At 37.3% G+C, this 22,039-nt stretch carries 20 protein-coding genes, 1 pseudogene and 1 other annotated feature (1 of these 22 only partly in view); of the genes and pseudogenes, 5 read left to right on the top strand and 16 right to left on the bottom strand.

The window, feature by feature from the left end:
- Positions 1 to 78: 78 nt before the first annotated feature.
- Positions 79 to 1,788, top strand: a complete 1,710-nt coding sequence (locus CO726_RS03080; RefSeq protein ID WP_099683276.1) for an Rqc2 family fibronectin-binding protein — start codon at positions 79 to 81, stop codon at positions 1,786 to 1,788.
- A gap of 330 nt (positions 1,789 to 2,118) precedes the next feature.
- Entirely contained in the window at positions 2,119 to 3,189 is a 1,071-nt protein-coding gene (locus CO726_RS03075) for a M24 family metallopeptidase (protein WP_098758253.1), read from the top strand.
- Positions 3,190 to 3,231: 42 nt separating this feature from the next.
- On the opposite strand, the gene CO726_RS03070 is transcribed toward CO726_RS03075, so the two are convergent.
- On the bottom strand, positions 3,232 to 3,600 hold the full coding sequence (locus tag CO726_RS03070; RefSeq protein WP_099683275.1) for a YoqO family protein: 369 nt from the start codon (positions 3,598 to 3,600) through the stop codon (positions 3,232 to 3,234).
- A 1-nt stretch (position 3,601) separates the two neighbouring features.
- Positions 3,602 to 4,033 (bottom strand): YoqO family protein, encoded by a 432-nt coding sequence (locus tag CO726_RS03065; RefSeq protein ID WP_245916553.1) that lies wholly within the window; start codon positions 4,031 to 4,033, stop codon positions 3,602 to 3,604.
- Positions 4,034 to 4,038: 5 nt separating this feature from the next.
- Between CO726_RS03065 and CO726_RS32300 the strand changes: the two are divergent.
- The 3 genes and pseudogenes from CO726_RS32300 to CO726_RS03050 form a co-directional block, all read left to right on the top strand.
- Positions 4,039 to 4,216 (top strand): annotated as a pseudogene (locus CO726_RS32300) (hypothetical protein); the annotation flags it as partial.
- A gap of 166 nt (positions 4,217 to 4,382) precedes the next feature.
- Positions 4,383 to 4,637, top strand: a complete 255-nt coding sequence (locus CO726_RS03055) for a YbeF family protein (protein ID WP_001003944.1) — start codon at positions 4,383 to 4,385, stop codon at positions 4,635 to 4,637.
- A gap of 22 nt (positions 4,638 to 4,659) precedes the next feature.
- Positions 4,660 to 5,337 (top strand): HAD family hydrolase, encoded by a 678-nt coding sequence (locus CO726_RS03050; protein WP_099683273.1) that lies wholly within the window; start codon positions 4,660 to 4,662, stop codon positions 5,335 to 5,337.
- Positions 5,338 to 5,376: 39 nt separating this feature from the next.
- Here CO726_RS03050 and pyrE read toward each other — a convergent pair whose 3' ends face one another.
- From pyrE to ileS2, 14 genes are all read right to left on the bottom strand, one after another.
- Positions 5,377 to 6,009 carry an orotate phosphoribosyltransferase gene (gene pyrE, locus CO726_RS03045; RefSeq protein ID WP_098364874.1) on the bottom strand — a complete coding sequence of 211 codons (633 nt, stop codon included), beginning with the start codon at positions 6,007 to 6,009 and terminating at the stop codon, positions 5,377 to 5,379.
- A complete protein-coding gene (gene pyrF / locus CO726_RS03040) occupies positions 6,006 to 6,722 on the bottom strand; it encodes an orotidine-5'-phosphate decarboxylase (protein WP_000083496.1) in 717 nt (238 codons plus the stop codon). The genes pyrE and pyrF overlap by 4 nt, the downstream gene beginning before the upstream one ends.
- A complete protein-coding gene (gene pyrD, locus CO726_RS03035; protein ID WP_099683272.1) occupies positions 6,707 to 7,636 on the bottom strand; it encodes a dihydroorotate oxidase B catalytic subunit in 930 nt (309 codons plus the stop codon). Before pyrD ends, pyrF begins: the two co-directional genes overlap by 16 nt.
- Positions 7,633 to 8,412 carry a dihydroorotate oxidase B electron transfer subunit gene (pyrK, locus tag CO726_RS03030; protein WP_099683271.1) on the bottom strand — a complete coding sequence of 260 codons (780 nt, stop codon included), beginning with the start codon at positions 8,410 to 8,412 and terminating at the stop codon, positions 7,633 to 7,635. The genes pyrD and pyrK overlap by 4 nt, the downstream gene beginning before the upstream one ends.
- Complete coding sequence (gene carB / locus CO726_RS03025) at positions 8,409 to 11,627, bottom strand: carbamoyl-phosphate synthase large subunit (protein ID WP_099683270.1); 3,219 nt, start codon at positions 11,625 to 11,627, stop codon at positions 8,409 to 8,411. Before carB ends, pyrK begins: the two co-directional genes overlap by 4 nt.
- Complete coding sequence (locus CO726_RS03020) at positions 11,612 to 12,709, bottom strand: carbamoyl phosphate synthase small subunit (protein ID WP_099683269.1); 1,098 nt, start codon at positions 12,707 to 12,709, stop codon at positions 11,612 to 11,614. The genes carB and CO726_RS03020 overlap by 16 nt, the downstream gene beginning before the upstream one ends.
- On the bottom strand, positions 12,706 to 13,992 hold the full coding sequence (gene pyrC, locus CO726_RS03015) for a dihydroorotase (protein WP_099683268.1): 1,287 nt from the start codon (positions 13,990 to 13,992) through the stop codon (positions 12,706 to 12,708). The genes CO726_RS03020 and pyrC overlap by 4 nt, the downstream gene beginning before the upstream one ends.
- The gene (pyrB, locus tag CO726_RS03010; RefSeq protein ID WP_099683267.1) at positions 13,976 to 14,890 is read right to left on the bottom strand and encodes an aspartate carbamoyltransferase; all 915 of its coding nucleotides are present in this window, start codon (positions 14,888 to 14,890) and stop codon (positions 13,976 to 13,978) included. Before pyrB ends, pyrC begins: the two co-directional genes overlap by 17 nt.
- Before the next feature lie 148 nt (positions 14,891 to 15,038).
- Positions 15,039 to 16,322: a uracil permease gene (uraA, locus tag CO726_RS03005; protein ID WP_136699339.1), complete on the bottom strand. Its 1,284-nt coding sequence runs from the start codon at positions 16,320 to 16,322 to the stop codon at positions 15,039 to 15,041.
- Positions 16,323 to 16,468: 146 nt separating this feature from the next.
- Positions 16,469 to 17,011, bottom strand: a complete 543-nt coding sequence (pyrR, locus tag CO726_RS03000; RefSeq protein WP_001156487.1) for a bifunctional pyrimidine operon transcriptional regulator/uracil phosphoribosyltransferase — start codon at positions 17,009 to 17,011, stop codon at positions 16,469 to 16,471.
- Positions 17,012 to 17,214: 203 nt separating this feature from the next.
- Entirely contained in the window at positions 17,215 to 18,123 is a 909-nt protein-coding gene (locus tag CO726_RS02995; protein ID WP_099683265.1) for an RluA family pseudouridine synthase, read from the bottom strand.
- Positions 18,124 to 18,127: 4 nt separating this feature from the next.
- Positions 18,128 to 18,586 (bottom strand): lipoprotein signal peptidase LspA, encoded by a 459-nt coding sequence (lspA, locus tag CO726_RS02990; RefSeq protein ID WP_098614510.1) that lies wholly within the window; start codon positions 18,584 to 18,586, stop codon positions 18,128 to 18,130.
- Between the two features lie 124 nt (positions 18,587 to 18,710).
- Entirely contained in the window at positions 18,711 to 19,040 is a 330-nt protein-coding gene (locus CO726_RS02985; protein WP_099683264.1) for a TraR/DksA C4-type zinc finger protein, read from the bottom strand.
- Positions 19,041 to 19,194: 154 nt separating this feature from the next.
- A complete protein-coding gene (ileS2, locus tag CO726_RS02980; RefSeq protein WP_099683263.1) occupies positions 19,195 to 21,960 on the bottom strand; it encodes an isoleucine--tRNA ligase in 2,766 nt (921 codons plus the stop codon).
- A gap of 71 nt (positions 21,961 to 22,031) precedes the next feature.
- Positions 22,032 to 22,039: a binding site (T-box leader), on the bottom strand (it continues 217 nt past the right edge of the window).

Below are 22,039 nucleotides of genomic sequence, written 5' to 3'. Positions count from 1 at the left end.
ATACTCTATTGAAAGCTTATTCAGCCTCGTCCAAAAAAATGCTATAATTAACTTTTAGTTAGAAAGGAGTGTTCATTTATGGCATTCGATGGATTATTTACAAGAGCGATTACACATGAAATTGCAAATTCTCTTTACACGGGAAGGGTTTCCAAAATATACCAACCTTCAAAATACGAGATTTTATTACATATTCGAGCAAACGGAAAAAACCAAAAACTGATTCTTTCCGCTCATCCGACATATGCACGTTTACACTTAACAAATCAAAATTACGATTCACCTGCACTTCCGCCAATGTTTTGTATGCTTCTCCGCAAGCATTTAGAAGGTGGATTCATTGAAAAAATTGAACAAATTGATTTAGAGCGCATTATCCAAATTACAGTTCGCAGTCGTAATGAAATCGGAGACGAATCATTAAAAACATTAGTAATTGAAATAATGGGACGACATAGTAACATTATCTTAGTAGATACGAAAACAAATATTATTTTAGATAGCTTAAAACACATATCTTTAGCGGTAAACCGCCATCGTACTGTATATGCTGGAGCTGAATATGTTGCCCCGCCAGCACAACATAAGGTTAATCCGCTTCTTATCGAAACAGAAGATGATTTTATTAGACCGCTAGACTTTCTATCTGGAAACATGGATAAACAGCTTGTCGGCACCTTTACGGGAATATCGCCGTTATTCGCAAAAGAAGTAGTGAAAAAGGCCGGTATGGTAAATGAAAAAGCATTAGCTGACGCATTTTTCTCCATACAAAAACCATTATTAACTCATACATATTTACCAACAATGATTACTTCAAACGGGAAAGAATTCTTTTATCTTTTCCCTCTTGCACACTTGCAAGGAGAAAACAAGACCTTCTCATCTGTTAGTGAATTACTAGACCGTTTCTTTTTCGGAAAAGCAGAGCGTGACCGCGTAAAACAACAAGCTCATGATTTAGAGCGCTTTATGCAAAACGAAAAAAATAAAAATGAGAAAAAACTCATTAAACTAGAAAAAACATTACAAGATGCCGGAAAAGCAGATAAATATCAACTATTTGGAGAGCTACTTACAGCCAATATGTACGCTTTGAAAAAAGGTGATAAAGATATTGAAGTCGTTAACTATTACGATGAAAATGGCGGAACTGTCAAAATTACATTAGATCCTTTAAAAACACCATCTGACAATGCACAACGCTATTTCCAAAAGTACCAAAAAGCGAAAAATTCAGTTGTTATTGTAGAAGAACAAATCGAAAAAACAAATGAAGAAATTCTTTATTTTGATAGCTTACTTCAACAAATGGAAGCTGCCTCTTCAAAAGATATTGAAGAAATTCGCGAGGAATTAGCTGAAGAGGGCTATATGCGCAACCGGAAGACGAAAAACGCAAAGAAAAAGCCTACTAAACCAGTATTAGATAAATATGTAGCTAGTGATGGCACAGAAATTTTCGTTGGTAAAAACAATAAACAAAATGATTATTTAACAACGAAATTCGCCCGTCGTGATGAAATTTGGTTACATACGAAAGACATCCCTGGTTCACACGTTGTCATTCGCTCTTTAGAACCGGCTGAAGAAACTTTACTAGAAGCTGCTAAAATTGCTGCTTATTACAGTAAAGCAAAAGAATCTAGCTCTGTACCTGTTGATTTCACAAAAATACGCCATGTGAAAAAACCGAGTGGTGCAAAACTTGGTTTTGTTACGTACGACAATCAGCAAACGATATATGTAACACCTGATGCTGATATCGTAATGAAATTAAAAGCGTAAATATAAAAAATGCGTTGCTTATAAGCAACGCATTTTTTATTCTTCCCCATTAATTCATACCATCTTTCTTTTTTCATTTTATATATTGTCAAAAAGATTTACAGTGTTATTCCATATGTGTATAAAAATTTTTACATCCTGTATATAAAGTGCAACTCAAATGAATGTTTTTATCCCCCACTGATGATTTATAAAATTAAAATTTTATAAATTGCCGGTTCCCTACAAGTAGCTAACTATTTTTTCACTTTATCTATACTATCCTTTCTTCAAATATACATTTTGGCACGCTATTTGCTTTATTCAATACTGTGAATAGGGGGAATTAACATGACTTTAAAAATTAATAAAATCCAAAATCAACTACAAAACTATGAAATTGACGGGTTACTCATTACAAAAAAAGAAAATCGCCAATATGCAACTGGCTTTACAGGTAGCGCTGGCGTCGTCTTAGTCTCTGCGGATACAGCTGTTTTTATAACTGATTTTCGCTATGTAGATCAAGCGAAATCACAAATAAAAGATGCTGAAATTATTATGCATAAAGGAAATTTAGAAGAAGCAGTTGCAAATCAAGTATCAAAGTTAAACATTCAAAAACTTGGAATAGAAGACAATCATATGACTCTGCAACAATTTAAGAAACTACAACAATATATGCAGTCAGAAATGGTCCCAGTGTGCGAAATCATTGAAAATATTCGCCTTATTAAAGACACGCCTGAAATAGAAACAATGAAAATCGCTGCTAATATCGCTGACGAAGCATTTCACCACATCATTACGTTTCTAAAACCGGGAATAAGTGAAAATGATGTTCGAGATGAGTTAGAATTTTTCATGCGAAAAAAAGGAGCTACCTCCTCATCATTTCAAATTATTGTAGCTTCTGGGGTTCGTTCTTCACTTCCTCATGGAGTTGCATCAAATAAAATAATCGAACGAGGCGACATCGTTACATTAGATTTCGGTGCACTTTACGACGGATATTGTTCCGATATAACACGTACTGTAGCAATCGGGGAACCATCAGAAGAATTCAAAAAAATATACAACGTTGTACGAGAAGCATTAAAACGCGGGACTGAAGCAATTAAGCCTGGAGAAACCGCGAAAAGTATCGATGATATAACGAGAGAGTACATTACAAAGCATGGATATGGTCAATATTTTGGACACTCCACTGGTCATGGTCTTGGGTTAGAAATACATGAACCACTTCGCCTATCCCAAGAAAGTAAGGCTACTTTAGAAGAAGGTATGGTTGTTACCGTTGAACCTGGTATTTACATTCCGAACTGGGGGGGGTGTAGAATTGAAGACGATATCGTCATTACAAAAGACGGATATGAAGTTATTACAAAATCAAATCGGGAACTAATTGTTATTCCTTGTTAAAATCATAGAAGAAACTGCCACCGAATAAGGTGGCAGTTTCTTTTATTCATTAACGAATAACTTTTCGTTTACTTTTTTAGCGACTACCGCTACCGATATTAAAATGCATATTAAATATAGCAATTTTGCCGTAAATAACAACCCTTGAAACATTACAATCCCATCTATTATCTCATTTCCTTTCAATAACAAAAACGGAATCATACTAATTATAATGCCAAACTCAATGCTGAAAACAATTTTCTTTTTTCGGCTATATCCTTTCCATTCATCCCAGCGATACATGGGAGCAAAAATCAATATTCCTATACATAATATAACTGGTACCCATTCACTTTTAAGAAATTGCCCTGCAATAACTGATAATAATAAACAAACGAGCACACCATAATACCCTATTTTCTCTCTCATTCTACTTCTCCTTTAATATGTAACTTGCTATGCTTATAACAATTCTTAAAAAAATAACAACTACAATTACAATATAAAGACCTTTTGCGGAAGACATCCACTCTTGAAAAATAGACATTTTCTCCATTTGTTTCTGACCCTCTATTAAAATAAACCCTACGAAAAATGAGCAAACAACGATGATACCTATCACAATTCCAATACTTTTCTTACTATATTCTTTCATATCATCCCAGTTATATAACAGTACAAAAACAAACCCGAAAACAGGTATGATACTTATCCATTCATTGTTTGTAAGCAAATTTAAAATGATTAATAGGCTACAAGATATGATGAATCCCCAAAATCCAATTTTCTTGCACATAAGCCCTCCTTCGATTCCATTTTTAAGATTAATTGTATTGTAACACCAATTTCCATTACTTACTATAAACAGCTACATTAACAGCACTCGGGCAAATATGGACCGGGGGCGGGACGTTAATTCCTTGGGCGCTTATTCCTGCCGCTGCCATTTGCAAGGTAGATCCATTTGAACTTGCACGCCGAAACCTTTTTACCAGTTGTGATTTGCTTACTTGTCACCACGATCGTTGCGATGTTTATTTTATAACGTAAGCAAGCGTACTCTTGCTTACCTTTTTTATTGTGAAGTCAATCATTTATTACTGACTTTCAAAAGGGATTATGTATATGTTAGCGAAATTATATTAGGAGAGTATTTATTTCAAAACGTTTACGAGAAACAGATTACTGCAATTAGAAAAGGGGACATAACTATGAATGAATTGATTTTCGTCTTATTAATTTGTCCATTACTTATCTTTATCGTTTCTGTTATTGGAACACGTAGAACGAAAACGTATTACGTAATGCCGATTGTAACGTTTGCTAGTTTTTTAATAATAGGTGTTATCGCCTTTACTCCAAAATTTTTCTTTTGGGTGGGCATGTATAGCATTTTCTCATTTATTGTTTCTTATATGACTTTATTGTTTGTAAGAGGATATGAAGTTGCGGAAAACGCTAAATAGTTATTAGCGAGGAGATTGTAATATGATTTTCTTTGATATTGATGGAACTTTACTTGATTACGACACTGCTGAAAAAAATGGTATTATAGATTTTTTTCAAAAATATAATACTATTTTTTCAGGCAATGAATTAGAAGCAACAGAAGTCTGGCATGAATTATCAGAAGTATATTTCAACAAATTTTTATCCAAGGAATTATCTTTCCCAGAACAACAAAAGATGCGAATGTATCATTTATTTAAAACATATGGCGTAAACTTATCACCCGAGGAATCTCAGCACAGATTCAATCAATATATAGAACTATATAAGAACAACTGGGCCGCGTTTGAAGATGTACACCATACATTACAGACCTTAAAGCAAGAAGGGCACTCATTAGGTATCATTAGTAATGGTGACTATGAACAACAAGTCGAAAAATTAACTGCTCTAAACATTCTACAATATTTCAAATACATATTTACTTCTAGTGAAATTGGTATATCGAAACCAGACCCTGAAATGTTTCAAAGAACTGCATTACAATCGAATCTTGAAATGAAAGATTGCTATTATATTGGCGATCGATTAGAAACAGATGCAATTAGTAGTACAGCAGCTGGAATGCACGGAATATGGTTAAACAGGAACAACTCATTGCAAAAATACGATGTATCCACGATACGTTCTTTATACGAAGTTTTAGAAATCATATAAAAAGACGACCGCGTTCCCCCGCGGTCGTCTTTTTTCTTGTTACGCTGTAATCCAAGCTTCATTTGCTGGATTTTTACGCCACTCTTGTAATTTTTTCGTTTCAGCTTGTCCGATCATACCTTTTTCTGCTGCAACTTCAGTTAATACACTGTAATCACTTAAAGAATATGATGCTACGTTAGCTGCTTCAAGCTTTTCTTTTCCTGCTTCAAGCTCGTATGTGAAGATTGATACGATTCCTAGTACTTCACATCCTGCTTCGCGAAGTGCTTCTACACATGTAATTGCACTACCGCCAGTTGAAATTAAGTCTTCTACCACTACTACTTTTTGACCTTTTTCAGCTTTTCCTTCGATTTGATTCCCTTTACCGTGACCTTTTGCTTTACTACGTACGTAGCACATTGGTAAATCCATACGATCGCTTACCCATGCAGCGTGCGCAATACCAGCAGTTGCTGTTCCTGCAATAACTTCTACAGTTGGGAAGTGCTCTTTAATTAACTCTTCTAATCCAGCTGCAATCGCTTGACGTACTTTTGGATAAGATAAAGTTAAACGGTTATCACAATAAATTGGTGATTTCATACCAGAAGACCATGTGAATGGGTCATTCGGTTGTAAAAATACTGCTCCAATTTCTAATAAATGCGATGCGATTTCTTTTTTCATACTGTTACACCTTCCCACTGTTGTTTTACTGTTTTATACGCTTCAAGCGGATTTTCTGCTTTTGTAATACTACGTCCAACTACGATGTAGCTTGAGCCAAGTTCCCTCGCACGTTTCGGTGTTGCTACGCGCACCTGGTCATTTACATCATCGCTTGCAAGACGAATCCCCGGTGTTACTGTTACAAATTCATTTCCGCATACTTCACGTAATTTTGGAACTTCAAGTGTTGAACAAACAACGCCATCAAGTCCACTTTCTTTCGTTAGTTTGGCATAATGAGCAACCGCTTCTTCTAACGTTTTCTCAATGCCGATCTCTTTTTTCATCATAGCTTCCGAAGTGCTTGTTAGTTGTGTAACTGCGATACAAATCGGTCTCTCTTTTCCTTCTTGCTTACCTTCCTCTAATCCCTCAATCGCAGCTTTCATCATACTGCTTCCCCCAGCAGCATGAACATTTACCATATCAACATCTAGACTAGCTAGGCTACGCATAGCGCTTTTTACTGTATTCGGAATATCATGAAGTTTTAAATCTAGAAAGATTTTATGTCCCTTTTCTTTTAAGTACGTAATAATCGCAGGGCCTTCTTTGTAAAATAACTCCATACCAACTTTGACAAATAACTCTTCCCCTTCAAAGTGGCGCAAGAATTGTTCTACATCTTGTTTCCCTGGAAAATCTAGTGCAACGATTAAAGACTGTGACATGTTTGCTTCCAGCTCCTTCCTTGACATTCCGAAATGTGATCAAATCCTAATTCATCTAGTAATGCTGGTAACTCTTCAATAATTGTCGGACATACGAACGGATCAATAAAGTTCGCTGTACCAACTGCAACTGCGCTTGCGCCAGCGTAGAAGAATTCAATTACATCTTCCGCTGTTTCAATACCACCCATTCCGATAATTGGAATGTTAACCGCTTGGCTTACTTCATGTACCATACGAATTGCTACTGGCTTAATCGCAGGACCTGATAATCCACCTGTACGGTTTGCTAAAATTGGTTTAGCTGTTTTTAAATCTAGACGCATACCAAGCAATGTATTAATCATCGTTAAACCGTCTGCACCTGCATTTTCAATCGCTTTTGCAATTTCCACAATGTTTGCCACGTTCGGTGACAACTTTACGTATACAGGTACTTCAGAAACCTCTTTTACTCGCTTCGTTAAATCAGCAGCAATTTCAGGATTTGTACCAAAGGCGATACCACCTGTTTTTACGTTCGGACAAGAAATATTTAATTCTAGCGCATGGACATTAGGCGCTTTAGAAATTTCCTTTGCAACCGCTACGTAATCTTCAGCTTGTGAGCCTGCAACGTTCGCAATGATTGGAAGGTCAAATTGTTCTAGCCATGGTAATTCAGAATTCATTACTTTTTCTAATCCTGGGTTTTGAAGTCCGATTGCATTTAACATACCACCCGGTGTTTCAGCAACACGAGGCGTTGGATTTCCATAACGTGGTTGTTCTGTCGTCGCTTTAATCATGATTGATCCTAGTACACTTAAATCGTAAAACTGTGCATATTCACGACCAAATCCAAAACATCCAGATGCCGGTATAATTGGATTTTTTAATGATAATCCTGGTAATTCAACTTGCAATCTGTTCATAGTACAACCTCCCCGATTGGAAATACTGGTCCGTCGCTACACACCTTCTTGTAAGAATGTCCACTTGGATCTTCTTGTAAGTGGCATACACATGCGAAACAAGCTCCAATACCACAACCCATACGTTCTTCTAATGAAATATAGGCTTTTTTCTCTTTGTAACGTCCTTCTAATGCACGAAGCATCGCTAACGGACCACATGAATAAAGAATATCAAAGTCAATTCCGTAATTATCAATTACATCTGTGACAAATCCTTTTGTACCGTGTGTACCGTCTACTGTAGCAACGTACGTATCACCAAGTTCTGCAAATTTTTCTTCATAGAAAACTACATCTTTCGTTTGAAAGCCTAAGATGTGAATAACACGTACACCTTTTGCAACGAGGCGCTGTGATAATTCATAAAGTGGTGGTACACCAATTCCCCCGCCTACTAGTAAAGCTGTTTGACCGGCTTCCGCTTCTTCTACAGGAAAACCATGTCCTAGTGGTCCTAGTACGTCTACCATTTCACCTTGTTTTCTAGTTGCTAATGTTTTTGTCCCTTGTCCTTCTGCACGATATAGCATTGTAAATTCGTTCTTCTCTTGATCTACATTACAAATACTAATCGGGCGGCGCAGAAGGGGCACAATGCCCTCTGCTACCTTAATGTGTACAAACTGCCCTGGTTCGTTCATTTGCTGTACTAACGTTCCTTGAAGCACTAATTCGTAAATATTTTTTGCGATTTCTTTTTGATTAACGACGATCATATTTTGCTTTTGCATCATGCATGTACCACCTCGTGACGCTTTGTTTGCGTAATTTCTTTCATTGAATGAGCTGAGAATGTCATAGATTCTAATACTCGTAAGATTGCTCTCGTTGTATCAAGTGATGTTAAGCAAGCTACACCATTTTCTACTGATTCACGGCGAATGCGGAAACCATCACGCGCTGGTTGTTTGCCTTTTGTTAATGTATTGATTACAAACTGTGCTTTTCCTTGACGGATAATATCTAGTAAGTTGTAATCTTCAGAATCAATTTTGTTTACAACTTGTACTGGGATATTTTGCTCTGTTAACGATTGCGCTGTTCCAGCTGTTGCTAATAAGTTATAGCCGATTTCGTGGAAACGTTTTGCAATTTCCATCGCCTCTTCTTTATCTTTATCCGCTACAGTAATGATTACTGATCCGTGCGTTGGGATGTTAATTCCAGAAGCAACTAATCCTTTGTATAATGCTTTTTCAAGCGTTAAGTCTTTACCCATTACTTCCCCTGTTGATTTCATTTCAGGTCCTAATGTTGTATCAACTGAGCGTAGTTTCGCAAATGAGAATACCGGAGCTTTTACATATACTTCTTTCTCTTCTGGGTGATAACCAGTTCCATATCCTTGTTCTATTAAGTTTTGCCCTAAAATAACTTTCGTTGCAACATTCGCCATCGGTACGCCTGTAATTTTACTTAAGAATGGTACTGTACGGCTCGCACGTGGGTTTACTTCAATTACGTACACTTGATCTTTGAATACTACAAACTGGATATTTAGTAATCCAACAATGTTTAATCCTTTTCCAAGTGCAATTGTATGTTCAATGATTTGTTCTTTTAATTTTTCAGATAAACTTTGTGGTGGATATACTCCAATTGAGTCACCAGAGTGAACTCCAGCGCGTTCAATATGTTCCATAATACCTGGAATGAATACATTCTCACCATCTGAAATTGCATCTACTTCAATTTCTTTACCAACCATGTAACGGTCGATTAATACCGGATGATCTGCATGAACTTTAACTGCATTTTTCATGTAGTGCAGCAGTTCTTCTTGACGATATACGATTTCCATCGCACGTCCACCTAGTACGTAAGATGGTCTTACTAATACTGGGTAACCAATTTCTTCAGCGATTGCAACCGCTTGTTCTACAGTCGTTGCTGTTTTACCAACTGGTTGCGGGATACCAAGTTTTGTTAGAGCTGCTTCAAACTTATCACGATCTTCCGCACGGTCTAAATCTTCAAGTGATGTTCCTAAGATTTTCACACCATGAGCCTCTAATTTAGCAGCTAAGTTAATTGCCGTTTGTCCACCGAACTGAACGATAACACCTTCTGGTTTTTCTAAATCGATGATGTGCATTACATCTTCAATCGTTAATGGTTCAAAGTATAATTTGTCAGAAATACTGAAGTCTGTTGAAACCGTTTCTGGGTTATTGTTAATGATAATTGCTTCATATCCAGCTTCTTTAATTGCCCATACTGAGTGAACTGTTGCATAGTCAAACTCAACACCTTGACCGATACGAATTGGACCAGATCCTAGTACTACTACACTCTTACGATCTGTTACAATTGATTCGTTCTCATCAGCGTATGTGCTGTAGTAATACGGTGTTGCAGATTCAAACTCTGCTGCGCAAGTATCTACCATTTTGAATACTGGCGTCATATTATTTTCTTTACGCATATCGTAAATTTCGCGCTCCGTTTTGTTCCAAGCAGCTGCAATGTAGTGATCGCTGAAGCCCATTTCTTTCGCAGTTTGTAATACTTCCATATTGCCTACATTCGCTTTTACTTCGCGTTCCATATTTACGATGTTTTCAACTTTTTGTAGGAAGAAGAAGTCCATTTCACACCATTCGTTAATTTCTTCTTTCGTTACACCTTGACGAATCGCTTCTGCTACGATAAACAGTCTCTCATCATCTGCCTTGATAATGCGTTTTTTCATTGTTTCTTTATCAAGTTCTTTTAAGTGGGCTAATTCTAAGTGATAAATGCCAAGCTCTAAAGAACGAACCGCTTTTAATAATGATTCTTCTAAGTTACGTCCGATTGACATAACTTCACCAGTTGCTTTCATTTGCGTTCCAAGTGTTCTGTTCGCTGATTCAAACTTATCAAATGGCCAACGTGGAATTTTTGAAACAACATAGTCTAATGCTGGCTCGAAGCAAGCATACGTTTTTTGTGTTACTGGGTTTACGATTTCATCTAATGTTAAGCCGACTGCAATTTTCGCTGCTAATTTCGCAATTGGATATCCAGTTGCTTTAGATGCTAGTGCAGATGAACGACTTACACGTGGGTTTACTTCGATTACATAGTATTGGAAGCTATATGGATCTAGTGCAAGCTGAACGTTACATCCACCTTCAATTCCTAGTGCTCGAATAATTCGTAATGAAGTGTTACGTAACATTTGGTATTCACGGTCGCTTAGCGTTTGGCTCGGTGCTACAACGATAGAATCACCTGTATGAACACCAACTGGATCGATGTTTTCCATGTTACATACTACAATCGCGTTATCATTTGAATCACGCATTACTTCGTATTCAATTTCTTTACAGCCAGCAATACTTTTCTCTAATAAACATTGTGTTACTGGACTATGTTTTAAACCACTTTTTACGATTTCAATTAACTCTTCTTCGTTATGGCAAATTCCGCCGCCCGTTCCGCCTAATGTGAATGCTGGACGAACGATTACTGGATAACCAATTTCGTTTACAAAGCCATATGCTTCATCAAGGTTATGAATAATTTCACTTGGTGGTGTTGGTTCATTTAAATCTTGCATTAACGTACGGAATAAATCACGATCTTCCGCTTGCTCGATTGCTGATAATTTTGTTCCTAAAATTTCAACTCCGCACTCATCAAGTACGCCTGATTTTGCAAGTTCAACAGCCATGTTTAAACCTGTTTGACCACCTAATGTTGGTAAGATTGCATCTGGACGTTCTTTACGAATGATTCGGCTTACGAATTCTAATGTTAAAGGCTCAATGTATACTTTATCTGCTGTTGCAGTATCAGTCATAATTGTTGCTGGGTTAGAGTTAACAAGGATTACTTTGTAACCTTCCTCTTTAAGAGATTGACAAGCTTGTGTACCAGAGTAGTCAAACTCCGCTGCTTGCCCAATTACAATTGGTCCCGATCCGATTACTAAAATTGTGTTAATGTCTAGGCGTTTTGGCATAACTCTTCCCCTTCTTTCTTGAAGTTTTCAATCATTGTTAAGAAATCTTCGAATAAATCATTTGCATCTTCTGGTCCTGCTGAAGCTTCTGGATGATATTGTACTGTAAATGCTGGGAACTTCTTATGACGAAGACCTTCTACTGTTCCATCATTTAAAGCAACATGTGTAATTTCAAGTTCTGTATTTTCAACTGATTCTTCTTCTACTGCGTAACCATGGTTTTGAGATGTAATTGCTACTTTTCCAGTTGTAAGATTTTTTACTGGATGATTTAAACCACGGTGACCGAATTTTAACTTACTTGTATTCGCACCAGATGCTAGAGCGAACAATTGATGTCCTAGGCAAATTCCGAATAAAGGAACTTTACCAATAATGTCTTGTAACATTTCAATTGCTTCTGGTACATCTTTTGGATCCCCAGGTCCGTTACTTAACATAATTCCATCTGGGCTAAGGCGTAAAATTTCTTCGGCTGTTGTGTTGTAAGGTACAACAATTACATCACAGTCACGCTTATTTAACTCTCGTAAAATACCATGTTTCATACCGAAGTCTACAAGTACAACGCGATGTCCGCGGCCTGGGCTTGGGTATGGATCTTTCGTTGATACGCGTTTTACGTGATCTGTAAATACTGTCGCTTTTAATTGGCTTACAATGTACTCTACATCTGCATCCATGTTACAAAGGCGTCCGCGTAATGTACCGTATTGACGAATTTTTCTCGTTAATTTTCTCGTATCAATTCCCGCTAATCCTGGGATATTTCTTTCTTTTAAGTAGTCATTTAACGAAATTTCATTACGGAAGTTTGATGGGTGATCACAAATTTCGTTTACGATTAAACCATTTACAGATGGGTGAATCGATTCAAAATCGTCACGGTTGATGCCGTAGTTTCCGATTAATGGGTACGTAAATGTTACGATTTGACCGCAATATGATGGATCAGATAATGTTTCTTGATATCCAGTCATTCCTGTTGTAAATACAACCTCACCTGACTTTTCGATTTCTCCTCCGAAACCTTTTCCAATTAATACTGTTCCATCTTCTAAGATAAGTTGTCTTTTCATACTAATGCACTCTCCTTTTGCCATGCGATCTTACCACCAACGATTGTCATTACCGGCCATCCTTGGCATTTCCAACCTGCGAATGGTGTATTTTTTCCTTTTGATAAGAATGTTGTTGGGTCAATCTCTTCTTCTTGTTCTAAATCAATGATTGTAATATCAGCTGTTCTACCTTCTTTCAGGCGACCTGCTTCTAAGCCGAATGTATCAGCTGGCTTTTCTGTTAAGAACTGAATTAACTGTTCTAGTGTAATAACTCCCTTTTTCACAAGGTTTGTGTATAGAAGTGGGAATGCTGTTTCAAAACCAGTAATTCCGAATGGTGCTCTTTCAATTCCTTGTGCTTTCTCTTCTGCTGTATGCGGTGCATGATCAGTTGCAATCATATCGATCGTTCCATCTAATAAACCTTCAATTAGTGCTGCATGGTCTTCTTTTCCACGAAGCGGCGGGTTCATTTTAAAGTTAGGATCAGCTGATGGGATATCATCTTCACATAACACTAAGTGATGAGGTGTTACCTCTGCCGTTACTTTAATTCCAGCGCGTTTCGCATCACGAATTACGCGTACAGATCCTTTCGTACTTACATGACATACGTGATAGTGACAATCTGCTGCTTCAGCAAGCAGTATATCCCTTGCAATATGTACAGATTCACATACTGATGGGATACCGTTTAATCCGTGTTTCTCAGAAAACTTCCCTTCATGTACACAACCTTTATTAATAAGAGTATTCTCTTCACAGTGCGCAACTACTGCCATATTTAACTTCGCTGCACGCTTCATAGCAGCTAACATCATGCTAGCATCTTGTACCCCTACACCGTCATCAGTGAAAGCAAATGCTCCAAGTTCTTTTAACGTTTCGAAATCTGTCATTTCAGAACCCGCTTGGCGTACTGTAATGGCTCCGTATGGTAGTACGTTAACATGCGCTTTTTCTTTAATACGTTTTTGTAAGTCTTCCATATGTTCTCTGCAATCTGGTACTGGACGTGTATTTGGCATTGCACAAATTGTAGTAAATCCACCTTTTGCCGCTGCTAGTGTACCTGTTTCAATTGTTTCTTTATGTTCACCACCTGGTTCACGAAGATGTACGTGTACATCTACTAATCCAGGTGCGATTAACTTTCCGTTCACATCGATTACTTCAGCATTATCTGCCGTAATATTTTCTGCTACCTTAGCGATTTTACCGTCTTGTACGAGAAGATCTGTTGCTACGATTTTTCCTTCTTCATTCATATAACGACCATTTTTAAACAAGTAATTCATGTTTCATTCCTCCTAATACATTTGGTAAGGCGCGTTTTAGTACAGCCATTCTTACGTAAACTCCATTTTCCATTTGTTTAAATATGCGTGAACGCTCACACTCAACAAGTTCACTTGCAATTTCAACATCACGGTTTACAGGAGCTGGATGCATAATAATGCTTCCTTCTTTCATACGCTTTTCTCTTTCCACTGTTAATCCGTGTTTCTCATGATACTCTTTCATAATGTCTGCTTCATAATGATCATGACGCTCATGTTGTACACGAAGTAACATCATTACATCCACTTCTGGAACTAGTTCATCTAATGGTTTGTATGTTCCGAATGTGTTGTCTTCATCTTTCCATTCTTCTGGACTTGCAAAGTAAATTGTTGCACCCAGTTTCGTTAATGCTTCTGCATTAGAACGTGCTACTCGGCTATGACGAACATCTCCTACTATCGCAATCTTCAAACCTTCAAATCTTCCAAACTCTTGTTTAATTGTAAGAAGATCGAGTAGGCATTGTGTTGGATGGTTTCCACATCCATCTCCAGCGTTTAAGATTGGAATATTCACCTGATCTTTTAGTTCATCAAAGTAGCGATCTTGCTCGTGGCGGATGACCACTGCTTTTGTTCCGATTGATTCTAGTGTTCTTATCGTATCGTATAAAGTTTCTCCTTTTTGTACGCTAGATGCATCAGCTGAAAAGTTTAAAACATCAAGTCCTAATCTCTTCTCAGCAACTTCAAAGCTAAATCTCGTTCTCGTACTATTCTCAAAGAACAAGTTCGCAACAAAAGTTTGCTCTGTCGTTTTGCTCTCTTTCCCATTCGCGAAATCTTCTGCGTCTTTTAGGATTTCTGAAATTTCTACTTCCGATAACTCACTCATCGTTAACAAATGGCTCATCGTCATCCCTCATCTTTCTGATTTTTATGTTACCACTTTTGTATTTTTATAACAACATTTGTATAAAAATACCCTAGTCATGTGAGACTAGGGTGCAAAAAAGAAGCCACCCTTTCCGGTCTCACAGGACTGAATTAAAAGGTTATTATTATGAAGCAATCTGCTTAGATTGTTTTATTTGTTTCGTTTCTGGCAGTAGTAGATTTAACAGTACTCCTACAATTGCTGCTAGTGCCATTCCTTCTACTTGGAATGATTCTCCTACGTGAAGTACCGCTCCACCAATACCGATTACTAGTATTATTGATGCAATCATTAAGTTTCGTTTGTCACTTAAATCTGTTTCATCGTCTACCATCATGCGTAATCCGCTTGATGCGATTACACCGAATAGTAAGATTGATACACCACCCATAACTGGTGTTGGGATCGAATGAATCAGTGCAGAAATCTTACCGATAAACCCGAACATGATTGCAAATACTGCTGAACCGATGAATAAGTATACACTGTACGCTCTTGTAATTGCTAGCACACCGATGTTTTCACCATACGTTGTATTCGGTGGCCCACCGATTAGTGATGCAATTAATGTGGCTACTCCATCACCAAAGATTGAACGGTGTAAACCTGGTTTTTCAATTAAATCTCTTTTAATAACATTTCCTAATACAATTTGATGTCCGATATGTTCTGAAATTGTTACTAGTGCAACTGGTACCATCAAGAGTACAATCTTCCATGAAAACTCTGGTGTGTATGTTACAAATGGTACTGTGAAATCCGGTACAACAAACCATTTTGCCTCAGCTACCGGCTTTAAGTCTACTAGCCCTTGGAAGTAAGCAAAGATATAACCTCCGATGATTCCAAGTAAAACTGGTATGATACTGAAGAACCCTCTCCCGAATATGGAGCAAATGATTGTAATTGCTAATGTTACTAATGCTACTGAAAAGTGTGTAAAGCTATATTTTCCATCCGCACCATTCATCGCCATGTTAACTGCTGTATGTGCTAACGCTAAACCAATTACCATTACTACCGGTCCAACTACAATTGGCGGAAGTAAATTCATAATCCACTTTGATCCTGATTTCTTAATTCCAATTGAGATTAAGATGTACACAATCCCTGCTAGCAAACCACCGAGCATCGCTGCTCCCGGTCCCCCTGCTGTTTTTGCTGTTATAATCGGTGCAATAAAGGCGAATGATGATCCTAGATAAGCAGGTACTTGACCTTTCGTTATAAGAAGAAACGCTAACGTTCCTAATCCACTTGATATTAATGCTACTGACGGATTCAATCCTGTTAAAAACGGAACAAGCACTGTTGATCCAAACATCGCGAACAAATGTTGTATACTTAAAAATAACCATTTTCCCGGTTTCGGTACTTCATTAACGTCTAACACTGGCTTTTGTTCCATTGTTACATCCTCCTTCAGTTTAAATCTTTGCAATAAAAAAACTCTTTGTGCCTGTGCACAAAGAGTCCTACACTTTCGTATGCCAAATTTGACATATGAAAGCCAAGACCCTTTGGCAGCCTCACAGGACTACATTTAAAAGGGCTTTACTTATCGTATATGCTTACTCGATCTTGTTGATCTGTCTCTTGCAAATCAACTTCGATACGCTCTTCACTTGATGTTGGAATGTTCTTACCTACATAATCAGCGCGAATCGGTAGTTCACGATGACCTCTGTCAACAAGAACCGCTAATTGGATTTGTGATGGTCTACCTAAATCCATAAGAGCATCCATTGCTGCTCGAACTGTTCTGCCTGTATATAATACATCATCCACAAGGATAACTTTTTTCTTCGTAATATCTACAGGGATATCAGAACCTTTTACAAGTGGTTCTTTATTTTTCGATTGTAGTGTTAAATCATCACGATATAACGTAATGTCTAACTCTCCAACTTCTATTTCTTTTCCTTCAATTTGACCAATTCGTTCTGCCAAACGTTGTGCAATAAAAATCCCACGAGTTTTAATTCCGACAAGAACACAATTATCCACACCTTTATTTCGTTCCACGATTTCATGACTAATTCGTGTTAAAGCGCGGCGAATCATTTGGTCATCTAAAACGACAGCTTTCTCTTGCATGCTCTACACCTCCAAGCTTTTTTCTTGCGTGAGAGTAATGGTATAAAAAAAGTCCTCTCGGCGTGTGCGAGAGGACTTTTGAAAAAAGGGTACAACATACCCTAAGTATTTCAAACCGTTACCTTCTCAACCTCACGGGGCTGTGTTAAAGGATCATTATTTAACTGTTGTCAGTATCTCAGTTTTCTTATGATTTGTCAATACTATCTTCGCAAAATATTTAATGCGTCTTCAAACACTTCTGGAATCGGTGCCTCAAATTGAATATATTCACCAGTACGAGGGTGGTCAAATCCTAAAATACCCGCATGAAGTGCTTGTCCATTCATGTCTAATGTTTTCTTTGGTCCATATTTTGGATCTCCTGCAAGTGGATAGCCAATATATTTCATATGAACACGAATTTGGTGTGTACGCCCTGTTTCTAAGCGACATTCTACAAGTGTGAAATCTTTGAAACGCTCTAACACTTGGAAATGCGTAACAGCATGCTTACCATTTTCATCAACCGTCATACTTTGACGTTCTTTCTTATCACGAGCAATCGGAGCATCAATCGTTCCCTTATCATGCGGAATAACACCGTGTACAATCGCTTTGTAACGTCTTGTTACTGTTTTTGCTACAAGTTGATTTACAAGTGATTCGTGCGCCATATCATTTTTAGCAACCATTAATAGCCCAGATGTATCTTTATCAATACGATGCACGATACCAGGTCGCATTACACCGTTAATGCCTGATAAATCTGTACAGTGGTGCATAAGACCGTTCACAAGTGTACCACTTGTATGACCTGGCGCTGGATGTACAACCATACCACGTGGCTTATTTACAACAAGTACATCTGCATCTTCATAATAAATTTCTAAGTTCATATCTTCTGCTTGAATATCTAACGCTTCTGGCTCAGGAATCGTTACTGTAATTTCATCATTTTCTTTAACTTTATAATTTACTTTTACCGATTTCCCATTAACTGTTACAACATCATCTTTAATCCATTGCTGTACTTGTGAACGTGACCATTCACTGTTTATTTCTGCAACGAATTTATCAATTCGCTCGTTTTTTTGCTCTTCTGCAACTGTTACTTGTACTACTTCACTCATTCAATTACTCCTTCGCTTTCTTGCCTTCTAATAATGTTTGAATAATAATTAATACAACACCAATACATAATGCTGAATCTGCTATATTGAATACTGGGTAGTTGTACGAGAAAATATACACGTGAATGAAATCCACTACTTCTTGTCTAAATACACGATCAATAAAATTACCAATTGCTCCGCCTAAAATTAGACCTAATGAAATTCCTAGAAGTTTGTCTGTTTTCGCATATTTTTTCATATAAAATACGATAAATGCTACAAAAACGACTGTAATAATGTAGAAGAACCACATTTTATTTTCTAAAATCCCCCAGGCAGCTCCTCTATTTCGATGTGATGTTATGTATAATACATTATCGATAATCGGAATGCTTGTACCCAATTCCATGTTCTTTACAATTAGCCATTTCGATATTTGATCGATGGCAATGACAAATAACGCTATTACATAATATATCATTTTCATTTCCCCCACAAAGACAGTGTACCTCAAAATTTTAGCATAGCTGCAACCTTTTCACAATGAACCTTTATAGAAGAATAAAATAAATTAAAAAAAGGTAATATAATATCGTTGTGCACATTCATACATTTACTTTTTCATAGAAAAATTCATGGATGGTACGGGCAGTCGGCATCGTTTTCATTTGTTTTACCGAAATTACTCTCCCTGTTTCTTCACAAATACCATACATATCTATTTCCATTTTAAATAATGCACGTTCTACATCTTTTAAATCCTCTTTTATATCATGTAATAACAGTTTTTTCTTAATCTCTTCCTTAATTTCATATCCAAGCTCTCCACTAAACTCTGTGTCGTATTTGTGCATGACCTCTTTGGCTAGCCTCTCTTGTAACTCTTTTCGCATCAATTGTAATTCTTCTTTTATTTCCATATACATTTCATTCACGTGTACATTCCTCCCAGCTGCAATGTACGATTAGTGTGTCCGAAATTTCCATGCTTACCTCACACACATTTTTCCTTCATAAGAAAGAGAGTAAAAGTTATTTCCATATACCGTTAACAAAAAATGACTGCACTTTACGTGCAGTCATTCCTTATTATTTTACATAATTTTCTTTAACAACTATTGCACAACGCTCACATAACGTTTCATGTTCAGCATCTTTACCAATTGTTTCTGAAACTACCCAACAACGTTCACATGTTTCACCAGTTGCTTGAGCAACAACAACCGCTGTATGTTCATACTTCGGTGCATCTGCTGGCGCTTCTTCCATCAGACCACCAAGCTTATACTCAGAAACGATGAATAATTGCTTCAAGTCTTCGCTAATAGACTCTAACATAGCTTTCATTTCTGCAGTTGGATATAGTGTAATGCTTGCATTTAATGACTTACCGATTACTTTTTCATTACGCGCTACTTCTAACGCTTTTAATACATCATCACGTAATGTCATAAATGCATCCCATTTTGTTTTTAATGCTTCCGCACCATCTAATTGTACAGCTTCTGGCATATCAGTTAATTGTACGCTTTCTTCTGTTACACCCGGAACATATGGCCATACTTCATCAGCCGTATGCGGTAAGATTGGTGTTACAAGTTTTGTCAATGCTACCAGAACATCATATAATACAGTTTGAATTGCACGACGATCTTCGTGGTTTGCACCTTCAATGTATAAAATGTCTTTTGCAAAGTCTAAGTAGAATGAACTCAAATCAATTGTACAGAAGTTATGAATTGCATGATATACAGCAGCAAAGTCGTATGTCTCATATGCTTCTTTTACTTTTGTAATTAAGTCGTTTAATTTCACTAACATGTAACGATCTACTTCACGAAGTTCAGCTACAGCTACTGTATTTTCACTTGGCTTAAAGTCGTCTAAGTTTCCTAATAAGAAGCGGAATGTGTTACGGATTTTACGATACACTTCTGCTACTTGTTTTAAAATATCATCTGAAATACGTACGTCAGATTGATAGTCAACAGAAGATACCCATAAGCGTAAAATGTCTCCGCCTAATTGATCCATAATTTTCTTCGGTACGACGATGTTTCCAATCGACTTACTCATTTTACGTCCTTCACCATCTAATACGAAACCATGGCTTAGTACGCCTTTATATGGAGCTTTACCTGTTACAGCAACTGCTGTTGATAATGAAGAGTTAAACCAACCACGATATTGGTCAGATCCTTCTAAATATAAATCAGCTGGACGTTGTAAGTCTTCGCGCTCTTCTAATACCGCTTGGTGAGAAGAACCAGAATCGAACCACACATCCATAATGTCTGTTTCTTTACGGAATTCTCCATTTGGGCTACCTGGATGTGTAAATCCTTCTGGTAATAGATCTTTCGCTTCACGCTCGAACCATACGTTAGAACCGTGTTCACGGAATAAACCTGCTACGTGGTTAATTGTTTCATCCGTAATAATTGGATCGCCATTCTCAGCATAGAATACAGGAATTGGCACACCCCATGCACGCTGACGAGAAATACACCAGTCACCACGGTCACGAACCATATTATGAAGACGAGTTTCTCCCCATGCTGGTACCCATTTTGTTTCCGCAACAGCTTCTAATAACTCTTTACGGAATGCTTCAATAGATGCAAACCACTGTGCTGTCGCTCGGAAAATAATTGGTTTTTTCGTTCTCCAATCATGTGGGTATGAATGCGTAATGAATGTTAGTTTCAGTAACGCGCCTACTTCTTCTAATTTTTCTGTAATTGGCTTGTTAGCTTTATCATAGAATAAGCCTTCAAATCCAGGTGCTTCCTCTGTTAATACACCCTTATCATCTACCGGGCAAAGTACTTCTAATCCATACTTTTTACCAACAACGAAGTCATCTTCCCCGTGTCCTGGTGCTGTATGAACACAACCTGTACCTGCATCTGTTGTTACGTGATCTCCTAGCATAACTAATGAATCACGATCGTAGAATGGATGTTTTGCAACTGTATACTCAAGTTCGCTACCTTTTACCGTTTTCACAACTTCAGCATTTTCCCACTCTAACGTTTTTGCAACTGTCTCAAATAGTTCAGAAGCAATAATATATTTTTCATCATTTACTTTTACACTGCTGTATTCAAGTTCTGGGTGAACAGAAATACCTAAGTTTGCAGGTAACGTCCAAGGTGTTGTTGTCCAGATAATGAATTTCTCATCACCTTCTAATACGTTCTTTCCATCTTTAACAGGGAATGCTACGTAAATAGATGCTGATTTTTTATCTTGGTATTCAATTTCAGCTTCCGCTAAAGCTGATTCACTCGTTGGAGACCAGTAAACTGGTTTTTGCCCTTTATAGATATAACCTTTTTTCGCCATATCACCAAACACTTTAATTTGTTGTGCTTCATAAGCTGGCTCTAAAGTAATATATGGGTTATCCCAATCAGCACGTACACCTAAACGCTTAAATTGTTCACGTTGACGTTCTACTTGTTCATATGCATACTCTGCACATAACTTACGGAACTCAGCAACTGTCATTTCTTTACGCTTTACACCTTTATTCGTTAAAGCTTGCTCAATTGGTAAACCGTGCGTATCCCAACCTGGAACATATGGTGCACAGTAACCAGTCATTGATTTATAACGAACAATAAAGTCTTTTAATACTTTATTTAATGCATGTCCCATATGAATGTCACCATTCGCATATGGAGGTCCATCATGCAGTACAAATAAAGGACGACCTTTTGTATGTTCTTGTACCTTTTCATAAATATTCATTTCAGCCCACTGTTCTTGCATTGCAGGCTCACGTTTTGGTAAATTCCCACGCATTGGGAACTCTGTTTTTGGCATTAGTAATGTATTTTTGTACTCCATGCTCAATTCCTCCTTACATGTATAAAAGAAACACTTAAAAAACGGAATAAAAAAGAGACCTTCTCATCCCAAAAAGGGA

The organism is Bacillus fungorum, from assembly GCF_002746455.1.
GTDB classification, from domain to species: domain Bacteria; phylum Bacillota; class Bacilli; order Bacillales; family Bacillaceae_G; genus Bacillus_A; species Bacillus_A fungorum.
Note: the sequence above shows the minus strand (reverse complement) of the source record. Positions and strands in the feature narration are given on the sequence as shown.